Genomic DNA, 17,189 nt, shown 5'->3' on the forward strand with positions numbered 1-17,189 from the left:
GATTGCAAATTCAGCCCGGGACTCATAAGCGATCAATACATCGCTTCAAGCCAGCCATAAAAAAGCGCGCCACAAAACTGCAGCGCGCCATTCCAATATTCTAATCTTCCAACCTTCCTATTTTGGCAATGGGTAGCCTTCCAGTTTTTTCAGGTTGGCAGCAATTTCCGATTCCGGGTACTCGTAATCGTGTAATTCGCCGGCCAGGTATTTGTTGTAACCTACCAGGTCCATCAATCCATGTCCGCTAAAGTTGAAAAGAATCACTTTTTCCTTGCCTTCTTCTTTCGCTTTTTTAGCTTCGCGAATGGTAGCGGCAATGGCATGAGTGGTTTCCGGTGCCGGAATAATACCTTCGGTTTTTGCAAACAATAAACCGGCTTCGAAACATTCGCTTTGATGAACGGCAATCGCATCCATTAAGCCATCGCGCAGGGCAGCACTTACCAGTGGTGCCATTCCGTGATAGCGTAATCCACCGGCGTGTATTGGTGCAGGCACAAAGTTGTGTCCAAGGCTGTTCATGGCCAGCAGCGGAGTCATTTGAGCCACATCGCCGTTATCGTAAATAAACGGTGCTTTTGTAAGGGTCGGGCAGCTAAAAGGTTCTGCACCAATAATCTGAATGTCGGCACCGTTGATTTTATCGTACATGAAAGGGAACGAAAGTCCGGCAAAGTTACTTCCACCACCGCAGCAACCGATAACTACATCGGGTTTATCGATACCAACTTTGGCCAGCTGTTTTTTGGCTTCAAGACCAATAACAGTTTGGTGAAGCATTACGTGGTTCAGAACCGATCCCAGCGAGTAACGTGTTTGGCCGGAGGTGTCGCTTACTGCAGCTTCAACAGCTTCAGAAATTGCAATTCCCAGACTACCCGGAGTATCAGGAAACTGAGCCAGGATATCGCGGCCGGCCTGTGTTTCAGTACTCGGACTGGCAACACATTTTCCGCCCCAGGTTTCCATCATCATTTTACGAAATGGTTTCTGATCGAAACTAACGCGTACCATATAAACTTTACACTCAATGCCGCCAATTTGCGCACAGGCATACGATAAGGCAGAACCCCATTGTCCGGCACCGGTTTCGGTGGTCAGTTTTTTAATACCAAACTGTTTATTGTACCAGGCTTGTGCTACAGCCGTATTTGGTTTGTGACTTCCGGCTGGCGAGACACCTTCGTTTTTGTAATAAATTTTTGCCGGTGTTCCAAGTGCTGCTTCCAGTTCGTAAGCGCGAATCAGCGGACTTGGTCTCCACTGGATTAAGATGTCGCGAATACCTTCAGGAATATCTATCCAGCGTTCCTGGCTTACTTCCTGTTCCACCAGGTTCATCGGGAAAACAGGCGCCAGCATTTCCGGATTTACCGGATTACCGTCAGGGCCAAGTGGCGGATTTAAAGGTGTTGGCAGATCGGGTGCCAGGTTATACCATTGCTTGGGGAATTCCGACTCTTCTAGAAAAATCTTCTTTTGTCTGGTCATGATTGTCTATTTTTTTGGTTGATAATTCTATTTTAGGAGTGAGTACAAAGTACATAGTACTGAGAGATCCAATGGAATCTCCTCTTTGCACCATCTAGTATGTCTGTCTCACTACTCATATCTCATAATCTATTTATCTAATAATAAAAAAAGGGACCTGCTGCGTACACAACAAATCCCTTTTTCCGGCCTTTACCGCAAATTCATAGCATTATCCCGCACTTCCATTTTCACGTTGCGCCAGTTCCATTCCTTTCCGTATATAGGCTCTTTATACATTCTCGTTTCAGTGAAGCGTAAAGCTAATTATTATTTTTTATCGCGAAAACATTTCGGTTTGTAAAATGACTTCAAATTGAGTGTCGTTTCGTTCTACATCGTTTATTTTTGCAACAGTTATTCGATTGGTTTTATGTTTGAAATGACCGATTCAATCTCCATCAATCTCTTTTCAATCTTTCTCAATCTTTTCCGATTTATTCGAAGAAGCAGTTGTTCGATAGAAATTAGTTTTCAAAATTTGTGGACAGAAATTCAATACAATGAAAAAGACAAACGCCGCGCGCTTTCTCGACACTAAAAAGGTGAAATACGATTTGGTTGAATACGATGTTGATGAAGCGGATTTAAGTGCCGTTCATGTTGCTGAAACGCTGGGACAGAATGTGGAGCAGGTTTTTAAAACGCTGGTTTTACGCGGAAATGCCAATGGAATATTTGTGGCGATTATTCCGGGAAATGCAGAGTTAAACCTGAAAAAAGCAGCAAAAGTTTCGGGTAACAAAAATGCCGAGATGGTGGCTATGAAAGAACTCTTGCCATTGACCGGTTATATTCGCGGAGCCTGTTCGCCATTTGGCATGAAAAAGAACTATCCTCTGTTTATTCATGACAGCTGCCTGAATTACGACTTTATTTTTGTGAGTGCCGGAAAGCGCGGAATGCAAATTCAGATCGATCCGAAAGATCTAATTTCCTGTGCAAATGCCCGGGTTTGCGATTTAATTAATGTGTAATTGGCAGATATTCAGCCACATTCTTCTTTGATAGGGCTTTTTGTTTAATCGCTTGCTTTTTAGCTTTTTACTTTCCTGCTGAATGTCTATTTTTGCAGCTACTTAAAAATCAGAATAGTTAAGATGAATAAACCGACAGTTGTAAGCGGAATAAGACCCACAGGATATTTGCACCTTGGAAATTACTTTGGAGCCGTGCAAAACTTTATACGTATGCAGGATGATTTCAACTGCTACTTTTTTATAGCCGATATTCACTCGCTGACCACACATCCAACGCCTGAAAATTTGCAGTCGGGTGTGCGTCAGGTCCTGGCTGAGTATTTGGCCTGTGGAATCGATCCAGAAAAATCGACGATCTTTATACAAAGCGATGTTCCCGAAGTGTCGGAATTGTATGCTTTTCTGAATATGAACGCTTATTTGGGTGAGTTGGAGCGTACCACTTCGTTTAAAGACAAAGCCCGCCAGCAACCCGATAACGTAAATGCCGGTTTGCTGACTTACCCTGTTCTAATGGCTGCTGACATCATTATTCATAAAGCGCATTTTGTACCGGTTGGAAAAGACCAGGAACAAAACCTGGAAATGGCGCGCAAGTTTGCCAAACGTTTTAATCGCATGTACAAAAGCGATGTATTCCCCATCCCGCGTCCCTATACTTTCGGTGGTGGTGATATGATAAAAGTTCCGGGCCTCGACGGCAGCGGTAAAATGGGTAAATCGGAAGGAAATGCCATTAATTTATACGAGGATCCTAAGTCGATCCGCAAAAAAGTAATGCGAGCCGTAACCGATGCAGGACCAACTGAAATGAACCAGGAAAAACCTGAGGCAGTTCAAAATCTTTTTACGCTGCTCGATATTGTATCAACACCTGATACCGTAGCTCATTTCGATGAATTGTACAACAAATGCGAAATTCGATACGGCGACTTGAAAAAACAACTGGCCGAGGATATAATTGCCTACACTTCACCGATCCGCGAACGTATTATCGATATTCTGGAAGACGACGCTTACCTGGCAAAAGTGGCTAAATTGGGTGCTGAAAAAGCCCGTGAATCGGCTGTTAAAACTTTGCAGGAAGTTAAAGACGTTATTGGCTTCAGGAAACTGTTTTAAATGATATTCACCCGGTGAATAGTCCATTGAAAAAATTATGAGCATAGAAAGAGAACTACAAAAACGCACTACGGTTTGTGAACTGTGCGGCGCGTCGGAAAACCTGGGAGTTTATACTGTTGCCCCGGCAACACAGGAAAGCGAAAAGGACAGCATTTATATTTGTGAAACCTGTTCGTCGCAGATTGAAAATCCAGAAAGTATGGATGCCAACCACTGGCGCTGTTTAAACGACAGCATGTGGAGTACCGTGCCTGCTGTTCAGGTGGTGGCCTGGCGCATGTTAAACCGTTTGAAAACTGAAGGATGGCCACAGGATCTGCTCGAAATGCTTTACCTCGATGAAGAAACAAAAGCCTGGGCAGAAGCTACCGGCGAAGGGATCGATCCGGATGATGTGGTTCGTCACCTGGATAGTAACGGTGCCGTTTTACAGACCGGTGATACCGTGGTTTTAATAAAAGACCTGAACGTAAAAGGCGGAGGTTTTACAGCCAAACGCGGAACCGCTGTTCGGAACATCATGTTGGTTCACGATAATCCCGAACAGATTGAGGGAAAGGTAAACGGTCAGCAAATCGTTATTCTTACCCAGTATGTAAAGAAGAACTAAGATTTTTAAAGAGGAAACTCCGAAGATATATTTAAACCGAGCCGGTTCGTCAGTTGACGAATCGGCTTTTTTTATGCCTTGTTTGTGCGAGAACTACAAAACAGCTTATATTCGTAAATCTAAACCAGGTTAAGGGGAATAAATTCGATTTATTGTTCCCGTTAAACTAAATCAATACCGATGAAAACTAACAGAATTATCCTTTTACTTTTTTTGCTGGTCTTCAGCTCTGCCTTTTCCCAGGAAACCGAGATCGTATTTCTGTCGGGTACCGATGCTGAAAAAACAGTTGAGTGGGATTTCTTTTGTACTGACGGAAGAAACAGCGGCGAGTGGACAAAAATTCAAGTCCCATCCAACTGGGAATTACAGGGATTTGGGACCTACAATTATGGCCACGACTGGAGTAACCGTGATAAAACGCTTGGTAAGGAACATGGGTTGTATCGTCACGAATTCATGGTACCTGCTAACTGGCAGGGCAAAACCGTGAATATTGTTTTCGATGGATCGATGACGGATACCGAGGTTAAAATCAATGGTAAACTGGCCGGAGAAATTCATCAGGGGGCATTTTACAGGTTTAAGTACAATATTTCGGAGTTGTTAAGCTTTGGCGAAACCAATCTGCTTGAGGTGGATGTAGCAAAACATTCATCAAACGAATCGGTTAATCGTGCTGAGCGGCAGGCTGATTTCTGGATTTTTGGTGGCATTTTCCGCCCCGTTTTTCTTGAAGTGTTGCCGGCCATTCACATGAGTCGCACTGCTATTGATGCCAAAGCCGATGGTTCTTTTAATATTTTGCTCGATGTTAACAGAAACGAATCGGGCTATTCTGTTTTAGTTGATTTGTTCCATCTGAATGGCGAAAGGGCCGGACAAACGGTGCATGCAGAACTGGAGAAGGGAGCCGGTTCAAAAATGATTTCAGGAAAATTTGACGGGATACAATCCTGGAATCCGGAATGGCCCACTTTATACAACATGCAAATCACCTTAAAAAAAGGTGATGAAACGTTACACTCCGTTTCTGAACGAATTGGTTTTAGAACCGTTGAATTGCGTGAGCACGACGGTTTTTACATTAACGGTGAAAAGGTGGTTTTTAAAGGTGTTAACCGGCATTCTTTCTGGCCCGAAACCGGACGCGCACTGAGTGAAGCCAACCATTTGCAGGACATTCATTTGATGAAGGAAATGAACATGAATGCAGTGCGTTGCTCGCATTATGTCCCCGATAAAAGGTTTCTTGAATTGTGCGATTCGCTTGGGCTTTTCGTACTGGATGAAGTAACGGGTTGGCAGGATGGCTACGATACCATTGTTGGGCCAAAACTGATAAAAGAGACCGTGTTGCGCGATGAAAACCATCCGAGTGTTGTGATCTGGGATCATGGCAATGAAGGTGGCTGGGATTTTGCCAACGAAAAATGGCTGAATTACTGGGATATCCAGGATCGTCCGGTGCTGTGCCCCTGGTTGCTGCACAATGGTGCCGATACACATCATTACCCGCAGTTTGATTATGCCATTGGCCGTTTTGTTTTTGGAAACGATCCGTTTATGCCTACCGAGTTACTGCATGGTTTGTACGATGGCGGTCATGGTGCAGGGCTCGAGGAATTCTGGCGGAGTTACCAATCGTCGCCACTGCTTGCCGGAGGTTTTTTGTGGGTTCTGGCCGATGAGGCTGTCCTTCGCACCGATAAGCCGGGAACGGTTTTCGATTCCGACGGGAATCATGCTCCCGATGGAATTGTTGGTCCGCATCGCGAAAAGGAGGGAAGTTTTTACACCATAAAAGAAGTGTGGTCGCCTGTTCAGGTGCAACCGGTAACCATAAATCGCGAATGGAACGGAAGATTGTTCCTGAAAAATGAATTTATTTATACCAACTTAAAAGACTGCGCTTTTAACTGGCGGGCCGTAAAAACAAAAGTGGGCAGCAGCCTGGTAACAACAGTTGGTTCAGGAGTGATTGGCGCACCCGAGGCGCTTCCCGGAGAAACAGCACTGCTTGAAGTGAATTGCGCCGATGCATTAAAAACCGCTGATGTTTTTCAGTTTACTGCGCTCGATCCAAACGGTTACGAACTGTATACCTGGAGTTGGCCGGTGGTTCAGCCTGAAGAAATAGTAAATGAATGGTCTTTAACCGGCTTAAACGAATCGGAAATAGAAATAGAAAGAACGGAAGATTTGATCGTTGCACGTGTCGGAGAGCTTGAATTTTCGTTTAATAAAGCAGATGGAACTCTTCAAAATATCCGGAACAAAAAAGGACAAATTTCACTGTCGGGAGGTCCTTTCCCTGTTGGTACAGACTCAAAAGTTGCAGGCGCCAAATGGGGAAAAGATGAAAATGGAGATTTTAAATTGGAGATTTTGTACGATGCCTATCCAAAAAAAATGGTGTGGACAGTGTATAAAAACGGACTGCTGTTTTTGGAAGCCGATCCGTTACAGGGAGGACGAAATATCGATTTTATTGGGATTTCATTTAATTATCCGGAAGAATATTGTAAATCGGTGCGATGGATGGGACGCGGTCCGTACCGGGTTTGGAAAAACCGTTTGAAAGGCAGCAATTTTGGTGTCTGGGAAAAAGCGTACAACAACACCATTACCGGCGAAAGTTTTAATAACCTGGTTTATCCTGAATTTAAAGGGTATCACGGAAATCTGTATTGGGCAACACTCGAAACAAGCGAATCTGATTTCACGGTGATCTCGGAAACACCTAATCTGTTTTTCCGACTGTTTACACCCGGAAAACCTCAGCATGTTGCTGGAGGAACCTATCCGCCGTTTCCGGAAGGTGATATTTCTTTTTTGTATGAAATTCCGGCTATCGGCACAAAGTTTAAGCAGGCCGACCAGTTAGGTCCCAAAAGCCGAAAAGGTATTTTTGGCGGGCACAACGGAGATGAAACTTATCCGATTAAGCTGTGGTTCGATTTTCGGAATTAAGCGATTGTTTTATATGTTGTCTGAAATTTCAAACTGATGCAAACTAAACTATCTTTTTTCATTATTATTTCTACGCTTTTTTTGGGCTGCAGTCAGTTAGCCGAATTTAAAAGAATTGAGATCGAGGGTGTTCAAAATCCGGTGATATTGCTGAACGGAACCTGGAAATTTACCATGGATCCGCCTGAAGAATTCTGGAAAGAAAGTATTGATTTTCAAAACTGGGCAGATATCAGGGTACCGGGTGAGTGCCAGATGCAGGGTTTTGCAATTAAACATGATACGCCTTATGTATATAAAACCGAATTTCAAATTCCTGATGATTACAATGGGAAACAAATTGGTTTGAATTTTCATGGTGTGTATAGTTATGCCCGTGTTTGGGTGAACGGACATTTTATACGTGAACATTACGGTGGGTTTACGAAATGGACGTGCGACATAAGTGATTTTGTAGAAGCTGGTGAATCTGCTGTTTTAACAGTTGAATTTACCGATCTTACCGATGACATTTCCTACGGTAGCGGGTATGCAAAACATCAGATTGGCGGAATTTTACGCGATGTAGAGCTTACTGCTCTTCCGAAACAGAACTTTAAAAAGCTCTATTTTGAAAGCGATTTAGATGACAACTATGAGCATGCCGTATTGAGGGTTTTTTATGAACTCGAAGAATATTCAACCTCCGAGCTTAAAATTCAATTGATCAGTGCTGAAAATAAGGTAATCAAATCAGTAAAAAAGCAAACGGATGGGCAAGCCGGAGTTATCGAAATTCCGGTTGAAAATCCAAAGAAATGGGATGCTGAACATCCCAATTTATACACCGTAGTTGTTTCTTTAATTCACGACGGCAAAGAGATATTAAAAACTGTGGATAAAATTGGTTTTCGTGAAGTGGTAGTTGATGGTAATCGCTTGTTGGTAAACGGGATCCCTGTAAAATTACGCGGTGCCTGTCGCCACGATATTCACCCCGAATTAGGCAGAATGACAACTTCGGAATACGATTTGAAAGATGTTGTGCTGGCCAAAGAATGCAATATGAATTTTATTCGCACATCGCATTATCCGCCTTCGGAGCATTTTTTGCGTTACTGCGACGAATATGGGATTTATGTTGAAGACGAAACTGCGGTTTGCTTTGTGGGCTCGCACCGGACGGAGGCGTATCGCGAATCCGGTGCATCGGAAAGCGATCCGGATTTTACGGCACGCTATCTTTCTCAGCTCGAAGAAATGGTAGAGAATCACAGAAACCATCCAAGTATTTTAATTTGGTCAATTGGAAATGAAAATCATTTTGGGTCGAATTTCGTCGAGTCGTATAATTGGGTGAAGGAAAATGATTTGACACGGCCGGTTATCTACAGTTATCCGGGGCAGGTTCCTGACAGTCTGGAGATTTACGACATTGTTAGTATGCACTATCCGGATTGGCGAGGAAACCTGAATCAATACGGCGTGGCAACAGTCGGTTTTGAATCGGCTGAAAAACCCATGCTTTTCGATGAATGGGCGCATGTGGCCTGTTACAATAATTTTGAGTTGAAGGAAGATCCGAATGTTCGCAACTTTTGGGGGCAAAGTCTCGATAGCATGTGGACGAATCTTTTTGAAACTGAAGGAGGATTGGGAGGAGCGATCTGGTGCATGATAGACGAAACGTTTATGTTGCCTGATGATTTGGATGGATTTAACGAATGGTGGGGCATTCTTGATAAAAACATTATTCCGGCTACCTACGAAGGGCCATGCGTTGGGTATGGCGAGTGGGGGATAATTGATACCTGGCGCCGTAAGAAACCCGAATTCTGGGCTACTAAAAAAGCGTATTCTCCAACAAAAATTTATAGCAAGCAAATCAACGATTTCGAGCCAGGCAAAGAATTGAAAATCCCAGTCCACAATCGTTTCGACCATACCAATTTTTCTGAGCTAAAAATAAAATGGAAGTACGGTGCACAAAGTGGCGTTCTGGCTGAAACCAATATTGAACCGCACCACAAAGGAATACTTGTTTTTCCGGCAAACAGCTGGAATCCTGAAGAAAAATTAAATATTCAATTCTTTCAGAATGATACTTTTTTGGTAGATGAATACAACCTTCAAATTGGCGAGAAGACTGTAAAACTACCAACATTAAAACATGGAAACCTGAGTATTGTCGATTCCGGAGAATTAAAATTGATTACCGGTAAAAATTATACGCTAGAGGTAAATACCAAAAGCGGTTTATTCCAAAATGTTAAGGTAGATGGAGATTTGCTCTTGAAATCGGGGCCGCATTTAAACCTGCGAATTCCGGGAGAAAGTGTTCAGTATTCGACCATTAAGATGGATGATTTGGCAAAAAGCTGGGAATGCGAGAAATTTAGTTTTTCCGAAGAAGATGGTGTTGCAACTATTACAGTAAAAGGTAAATACGATAATTCGATAGATTTCTCATATAGAGTTAAAATGGACGAAAGCGGTGTTTTGGTCATTAATTATTCAGCCGGGAATTTGGAAAAAGACAGGAACATTCAGGAGGCCGGTATTAAATTTATGGCCGGCAATGAATTTAACAATCTTGCCTGGCAGATGAACTCTTACTTCACGGCATATCCTGAAGCTTCTATGGGAAGTCCGGAGGGAGAAGTTTCGCTGCTAGAGAAACCACCCATGATATATCGCCAAATGCCGCAACACAGTTGGGAAATGGACAGCAAAGGATTTTACTATTTCGGCCTTGAAAACGAACTGCCGTACACCAACATTGTCAGGGGCTTAAAAGAAAATTGTTTTTCATACACATTAAAAACAAATACTTCAGCACTTACCGTTTTATCGAATGGGACGCAGGCCTGTCGCTTTGATAAAATTGAGGGAGAAAATACTTTAATTGTGAATGATTTATGGGATTACAACAGTTTAATGTGGGGAAATTATTATAAGCAAGTAAAATCTGGAAGTGCTATTGAAGGTCAGGTTAATCTGGTATTTGAATGATAGAGCTTTACTGAGTTGTTCTTTTGATGACAGGTCATAAATCTTGCAGCAAAAAAAAGTGCCAACTTTCACACAGTGAATGATGGCACTTTTTTATTTTATGAATTGATTGATTATTTGCTCAAATCTTTAATCCGGATATTGCGGAAATACAATTCAGAACCGTGGCCTAAAAATCCGATATAGCCTTTATCGCGTTTCAAACCCGGATGGTTATTGCCATCGAGCGTGCCATTTTTGCTGGCTTCTTTTATGTCGCCGTCAACAATGGTTACACCGTTTAGTACAATTTTTATTTTCGATCCTTTCACCGTAACCTCTTCGTAGTTCCAGTCTCCAACCGGATTTAGGTAACCACGTTTTGCCGGAATAACACCATATACCGAACCGTGATACTGGTAATCGTGCAGGTTGGCGTAAATTGGCGCCGTGTTGTCCAGGATCTGAAGTTCCATGCCAACGTATGCCGCATCACCTTCGAGTGGTGCGCGAATTCCCAAACCATTATTGGCACCCGGCGTGAGTTTAAACTCAAATCGGAAAACAAAATCGCTGTATTCGTTTTCGGTGAATAGGTTTCCATGGCCACCCATTTTAGGATTCACAACTAATATTCCATTTTCGGCATAATAGTCGGTAAGATTTCCCTGCCAGCCATCCAGGTTTTTACCATTGAAGAGCGTAACGAAACCTTCGTTGATCTCTTCCTGGGTCAGGCCAATATTTTTAGTGTCGATTTCGCGCACATAAACATCGCGGAAAGCCAGCTCGTTGCCATGAGCCTGCAACTCGATGGTACCTTCGCTGAAAATCGGGATGCTGCGATCCCAGTAGTTGTCCATGCGAACATTATCAACCACCAGCTCGCCATTCAGGTAAACCGTAACATTTTCGCCAATCATGGTGATGCGGAACGTGTTCCACTCATCAACCGGGTTATCGGCAACCAAAAGCGGATTGCGCACATTGTCAGCATTGTTGTTGTACAGTCCGCCCGAGCCAACCTGCGCACCCACTTCAACGCGCGAGGTGTCCCAGATTTGCACCTGCGGTGTTCCACGCAGGTAAATACCGCTGTCGCCTTCTTTGGTGATCTTCCAGTCAACAATCATCTCAAAGTCTTTGTAGCGTTTTACCGAAACCAGGTTGGCTCCCTTTCCGCTAAAAACAATTTGTCCGTCTTTCACACTCCAGTTTTCGAGCATTTTTTTGTCGGCTTCCACCTGCTCTTTCGCACGTTCTTCGTCGCTTAATTTGGCTATGGCTATCGGGTTGCCGTTTAGCAACATGCCCTGCCAGCCATCCAGGTTTTTACCGTTGAACATCGATACAAAACCTTTGTCCTTTGGCATTTCGTCGAGGTATTTCTGAATGTTTATCCGGTCGTACTGACTGTCTTCACCTGAAAGCGTGTTTTTGGCTTTTTCAAGGATCCGGCGAACGATTTCTCCCGACATTCCGGTACTTTCATCCGAACCCGGCATAGCGATGCGCATGCAGGCATAAGCTACTGTTGGTGCCAGTTCTTCCTCGTTGAAATACCTTTCGAGATACACCAGCGACAGGAAGGTTTTTAGTCTTCCGATAGATGAAATAACGTTGTTTTTGTCTTCATCAGTTTGGGCGTAAGCCATGACTTTCCGGTACTGCAACAGTTTTTGGTCATCGGGAATATCAGCACTACGAACCAGACGAACATAATTGCTAAATGCTTTCCGGCGGTAATCTCCTTCAGAAGTTTTGCAAACCTCGAACAATGGTTGCGAAGCTTCATAAGCAGTCCATGATGCCAAAGCTTCAAATGCTGCACCTTTCACTGTGCCCGAACCGTTATTGAAATAGTTGGTAACTGTTTCCAGTGCAACCGGTCCTCCGATTTTCGGAAGAATTGGGAATAGACGTTCTTTTTTATTGCTCGATTTTAACGCAGTGAGTACCTTCCCGTTTTCATGTTTTTCAGCTTCAATATTTGTTGTCGCGGCTATTATCGCAGCTTGAGTTTCTGCTATTTCTGTTAAATCAGAAACGGAATGCAACAGTTTTAAAAGTGCATCGGTATTGTCGTAGTTTGAAATACTTTTAAGCGCATTAAAAGCTGCTGTCTTTTCAACTGTATTGTTTGATGCGGTAGTTGCAAGCACTTCGTTGAAATACTGGCTTCCTGATTTTGCTGCAACAAGTTCGATAAACGCAGCTTTGGTTTCATTGTTTGAATTTTTCAGCGCTGCTTCCAAAGTATAAAGGTGTTCTTTATCCAGCAGTGTATTTAAAGTTGCTTTGGTAGTTTCAATATCTTGTCCTTCTGTCAGGTGAGCCACCAATGTTGGAATTGTTTCTTTCCCTTGTAACTGTGCCAGTGCTACAATAGCTTCCTGTCTTACTGTTTCAGCAGAAGCCTCCAGATTACTGTTTACAAAAGCTGTGGCATAAGTATCTCCACGGCGTCCCAGCATCGAAATAATATCGGCTTTAACTTCTGCCGTTTCACTTGCTGCTTTCTCTACCCAAAGACGGGTGTCGGCAATATCTCCTGTTTTTTCAGCAATGTTCAGCACCGAATAACGGAAGGCTTTGTCAGGATTATTAACTGCAACCAAAAGCATTGGAGTAACCTCGTTTCCGAGGTATTTGGCAGAAATAAATAATGCTGATGAGTAGTTGTGCAACTGATCCGCTGAACCATTGGCTTTAAAAATTGCTTTACAAGCTTTCTTCATCAGATCGGTTTCATCCTGTGCTCCAAGTCGGTCGGTGTATACGATAAACGATTCTGCGGCATTGGCCGCATCGTATTTAAAATCCACATCCGAAGCCGCTTTCAGCAAGGTTTTATACGAATCTGGCGAACCGATTTCAGCCAAAGCTGTGAGCGCCGTTTTGCGCATGGATAAATTGTCAGAAGTCGCAAAAGGAGTAATCTGCGCAACTGCTCTTTTGCATTTCAGTTGACCGAGGGCGCGGATTAAGGTCATTTTTGCACTTTCAGGAGCTGTTGGCAACGCTTCCAAAAACTTCTCCGCTGCAGCGTGCACACCTGTGGCAAGCATTGCTTGTGTGGCAGGTTCAACCAGTGCTTCATTCGTCAGGTAGCCTGGCAAAGCCTCAACGGTTTTTATTCCGCCAACCAGGTTCAGTTGGTTCATAAGAAAAGTCGAAACCTCCACATCGCTTTGCTTTTTAATCGCGATCAGCAGATTTTCTTCCGCAAAAGCTTTTTCTTTTTCTCTGCCAAAATCACTGGCATAACGCGAAAAGCTATTCAGAGCAAAACGTACGGCAGTATCGTCGCCTGTTCCCGGCGGAACAAGCAGGCCGGCCAGTTTCTGAAATCCTTCCGATCCCATTTGGTAGAATTCAGCCATCGCATTGTCAAGCTGTGCCAGGTTTTTTGCAGGCATTTGTGCCAGCAAATCGGCTACTTTTGTGTCGAGCGTTCGTCGGTCCTGCGCCGTTGCTCCCATTACCATTACTGATAATAGCAGCAGTGTAAAAAGTTGAACTATATTTTTCTTCATTGTTGTCTTATTAATTATTCTAATTCTTTGCCTCAGCCTCAGCCTCAGCCTCAGCCTTTGCCTTTCTTATATCGTCCAGGGTGCACGCATCGGTTGATCAATCAATCGGTTGGCACCTTCATCGTCGATAAATTCCAGTTTCTCCGGATCGAAATTCAGTGTTCTTCCCAAACGAACAGCGATAATTCCGAGATTCACCAGTGTTGATGAGCGGAATCCGTTCATTTCGTTCAGTGCAAATTTCTTACGGGTTTTTACCGATTCGGAAAAAATACCGATCTGTGGTTCAGGATCAGGTAAAGTTTTAATAAAACTCTGAAGATTTGGGATGTCAGAACGGAATCCCTGGTAAATCTTGCCATTCGGGCCTTCGATATAGGCCGCATCTTTGTCACGGTTCTCGCCATCAAGTATGATCTGGCAACCATCGGCGTAAGTATATGTAATGCGTCGCCAACTGCCAACTGCATCGTAATGTTGCTGTGGTGCATCCACTTCAATTTTTACAGGGCTGGTATCGTCTTTGCCCAGCATATATTGTACCGGATCGAGGTAGTGTTGGCCCATATCGCCCAGTCCGCCACCGTCGTAATCCCAGTAACCGCGGAAATTGGAGTGAACACGCAGGTGGTTGTAAGGTTTGTAAGGTGCAGGTCCTAACCACATGTCGTAATCGAGATTCGCAGGAACCGTTTCGGGAGTGAGGTTGTGTTGTCCGCTCCAGAAGAACTTCCAGTTGTAACCGGTAATTCCGCTAACTGTAACTTTTAACGGCCATCCCAAGATACCGCTGTCGATCACTTTTTTCAGTGGTTTAACATCGGTTCCAAGTCCGTAGAAGGTATCTTTAAAACGAAACCAGGTGTTCAGGCGGAACATACGTCCGTGAGCATTTACGGCTTCCACCACTTTTTTGCCTTCGCCAATCGTTCGGGTCATGGGCTTTTCGCACCAGATATCCTTCCCGGCTTTAGCAGCTTCCACAGCCATAATTCCGTGCCAGTGAGGCGGGGTGGCTATGTGAACGATATCCACTTCAGGCAATTGGCAAACTTCCCTGTAATCACTGTATTCTTTTACTTTGTAATCGATCAGGTCGCGGGCAAGTGCCAGGTGTTCGGTATCCACGTCGCAAATGGCTACCACTTTTGTTCCTTCGTAGGGAATGTGTCCGCGTCCCATTCCGCCAACACCAATAATAGCTTTAGTTAAAGTGTCTGACGGAGCCAGAAATCCATTTCCACCCAGTACGTACCGCGGAACAATGGTCAGTCCGGCGCCGGCAGCAAGGGCTCCCTTTAAGAATTTTCTTCTTGATGATTGTGTAGAACTCATATCAGTTGGTTATAGATTATTAGAATTACTCACTGTCTGTGTTCAAAAATAGTAAAGTTTTTAAAATTAATTTGTAATCAATCTGGTACTTATTAAAAAAATATGAAATAGAGTGTAGTTTCCTTTCGTTGAATAAATGTTGAAAACTAGCACTTTGTCGGTTTAGCAGCGGTGCGATCATTTTGTATCTTTCGAAATGACTTTAAACCGATAAAAATGAAGAACATACCTGTTATCACCGTTTCCGGTGTTTCGCTGGCCGAAACTTATGAAAATGCCCTTATCAGTTTGTACGAACAAGGCACACGCTTTAAAACCCAGTATGATAAACCCGGCGACCCGTTAAGCATTGATTGCACTATGAATATGACCATTCTGGAGCCTGAAACCGACCCGATGATCCACATGGCTTTTCCCGGAGGAATCGATGATTTGAAGGAGTATGTTCTGGAATTGAAAGGCTATAAAAACCACTGGGTTAAAAACATGAACGACAAAAGCGACACGCGCTGGGAATACACTTACCATGGGCGCTTGAAGAATTATGGCGTTTGGAAAGATCTGGTGGATGGGGCTTCAACCGAAGTCGGGCCGTTTAAAGTCGATCAGATTGAAAGTGTGATCAATAAACTGTCGGAGCAGCCCTTTACCCGGCAGGCGCAAATGATCACCTGGATGCCCAACCTGGACAATACCTGTTACGACCCGCCATGTTTACAATCGCTGTGGTATCGAATTTTAGAGGATGAGGAAGGTGTGTACTGGCTGAACAGCAATATACGGTTCAGAAGTAACGATGCCTGGGGAGCAAGTTTTATGAATATGTTCGGTTTTATTCAGTTTAACAAAGAAGTGATTGCGGCGGGCGTTGCCGAAAGAACAGGAAAAACCGTAAAACTTGGCCGACTGAACTGGCAGGCCGATTCGTACCACATTTACGGGAAAGATATTAAAGCCGCCAAAGAGCGTTTATTCGAGCGTATTTCCGAAATGGCTTTCGAAGAACGCACCATGCCCTTCAACGATCCGTTTATTCGCGATATGTACGACGGTGCCGAGCCTGTTGTTATTCAAAAAATAAAGGAGTTTGACGAGCGGCACTAATCAACTGCTGTTGAATTAAGCAGTTCAATAAAGTTGAATTATCTTTTGTGCCGTACTTTGGTGCGGCGATTGATAAATACTTCCAGATTTTTGAATTTTCGGGAATTTTGTAGTTTGAATAATACAAAATTCCCGAAAATTCATTGATTAGCCAATGCAATGACACCGCACTAAAGTACGGTGCAATAGATATTAAAAGAAGATAAGGGGCTTTACTTAAGTCGTTCTCACCTTAATGCTAGTAAATCTGATTGAACTTTACTTTAGCGATCTCTTTTAACTCGTCCATCGAAATTTCTTTTCCGAGTTCCTGTTGAATGGAAGTTACCGCTGAAGATGCAAATCCGCAGGGATTGATGTAGTTGTAGTAACGCATGTCGGTATTTACATTTAGCGCAAAACCGTGCATGGTTACGTAGCGACTTACACGTACTCCGATCGCACAGATCTTGCGGGCACGTACTTTATGATCGGGTTGCAGCCAAACGCCTGTTGCACCTTCTTTTCTTCCTCCTTCGAGGCCATATTCTGCAATGGTAGCAATAATGGCATCCTCCATTTTTTCGATGTACTCACGCACCCCGATTTTGTAATATTCGAGGTCGATAATGGGATAACCCACCAATTGTCCGGGTCCGTGATATGTGATATCGCCGCCGCGGTTGATCTTGTAATAAGTAGCGTCAATCTTTTTCAGGAAATCGGCATTCGCCAGCAGGTTTTTTTCGTCGCCGCTCTTACCCAGCGTATATACATGCGGGTGTTCCACCAGTATGAATTCGTTACGTGAAGTAGCTTGTTTGGTACTTCGTTTTTCATCTGTAATCTCAGTCAGCCTTGCTTCCTGGTAATCCCAGCAATCTTTGTAATCTTTTAATCCAAGATCTTTATAATTGAAATCTGCCATTTTTTTGTTTAGCTTCAAGCTACTAGCCGCGAGCTGCGAGTCTTAACCTCACTCACTCAGTAACTCATTTTAATAATTGCTAAATTGTTCTATTGTTAAACTGTCAACTTCGACTG

At 43.6% G+C, this 17,189-nt stretch carries 10 protein-coding genes; 6 read left to right on the plus strand and 4 right to left on the minus strand.

Features of this window, described 5'->3' with window-relative positions; translation table 11 throughout:
• Positions 1 to 117: 117 nt before the first annotated feature.
• Entirely contained in the window at positions 118 to 1,494 is a 1,377-nt protein-coding gene (locus tag HFD85_RS01400; RefSeq protein WP_167604816.1) for a TrpB-like pyridoxal phosphate-dependent enzyme, read from the minus strand.
• 542 nt (positions 1,495 to 2,036) lie between these two features.
• Between HFD85_RS01400 and ybaK the strand changes: the two genes are divergently transcribed.
• The 5 genes from ybaK to HFD85_RS01425 all read left to right on the plus strand — a co-directional run bounded on the left by ybaK (position 2,037) and on the right by HFD85_RS01425 (position 10,212).
• Positions 2,037 to 2,510: a Cys-tRNA(Pro) deacylase gene (gene ybaK, locus HFD85_RS01405; RefSeq protein WP_167604817.1), complete on the plus strand. Its 474-nt coding sequence runs from the start codon at positions 2,037 to 2,039 to the stop codon at positions 2,508 to 2,510.
• A 123-nt stretch (positions 2,511 to 2,633) separates the two neighbouring features.
• Positions 2,634 to 3,635, plus strand: a complete 1,002-nt coding sequence (gene trpS, locus HFD85_RS01410; protein ID WP_167604818.1) for a tryptophan--tRNA ligase — start codon at positions 2,634 to 2,636, stop codon at positions 3,633 to 3,635.
• 37 nt (positions 3,636 to 3,672) lie between these two features.
• Entirely contained in the window at positions 3,673 to 4,248 is a 576-nt protein-coding gene (locus tag HFD85_RS01415; RefSeq protein WP_167604819.1) for a PhnA domain-containing protein, read from the plus strand.
• Positions 4,249 to 4,428: 180 nt separating this feature from the next.
• Entirely contained in the window at positions 4,429 to 7,221 is a 2,793-nt protein-coding gene (locus HFD85_RS01420) for a glycoside hydrolase family 2 protein (RefSeq protein ID WP_167604820.1), read from the plus strand.
• A gap of 36 nt (positions 7,222 to 7,257) precedes the next feature.
• The gene (locus tag HFD85_RS01425) at positions 7,258 to 10,212 is read left to right on the plus strand and encodes a glycoside hydrolase family 2 protein (protein ID WP_167604821.1); all 2,955 of its coding nucleotides are present in this window, start codon (positions 7,258 to 7,260) and stop codon (positions 10,210 to 10,212) included.
• A gap of 113 nt (positions 10,213 to 10,325) precedes the next feature.
• Here the strand turns inward: HFD85_RS01425 and HFD85_RS01430 are convergent, their stop codons facing one another.
• Together HFD85_RS01430 and HFD85_RS01435 are read right to left on the minus strand one after the other, a co-directional pair.
• Positions 10,326 to 13,727, minus strand: coding sequence for a 3-keto-alpha-glucoside-1,2-lyase-like domain-containing protein (locus tag HFD85_RS01430; protein ID WP_167604822.1), 3,402 nt, complete (start codon positions 13,725 to 13,727; stop codon positions 10,326 to 10,328).
• A 66-nt stretch (positions 13,728 to 13,793) separates the two neighbouring features.
• A complete protein-coding gene (locus HFD85_RS01435; protein ID WP_167604823.1) occupies positions 13,794 to 15,062 on the minus strand; it encodes a Gfo/Idh/MocA family oxidoreductase in 1,269 nt (422 codons plus the stop codon).
• Positions 15,063 to 15,278: 216 nt separating this feature from the next.
• Between HFD85_RS01435 and HFD85_RS01440 the strand changes: the two genes are divergently transcribed.
• The gene (locus tag HFD85_RS01440) at positions 15,279 to 16,166 is read left to right on the plus strand and encodes a thymidylate synthase (RefSeq protein ID WP_167604824.1); all 888 of its coding nucleotides are present in this window, start codon (positions 15,279 to 15,281) and stop codon (positions 16,164 to 16,166) included.
• 238 nt (positions 16,167 to 16,404) lie between these two features.
• On the opposite strand, the gene lipB is transcribed toward HFD85_RS01440, so the two are convergent.
• Entirely contained in the window at positions 16,405 to 17,073 is a 669-nt protein-coding gene (gene lipB, locus HFD85_RS01445; protein WP_167604825.1) for a lipoyl(octanoyl) transferase LipB, read from the minus strand.
• Between the last annotated feature and the right edge of the window lie 116 nt (positions 17,074 to 17,189).

This window comes from Maribellus sediminis, from assembly GCF_011799805.1.
GTDB classification, from domain to species: Bacteria; Bacteroidota; Bacteroidia; order Bacteroidales; family Prolixibacteraceae; genus Draconibacterium; species Draconibacterium sediminis_A.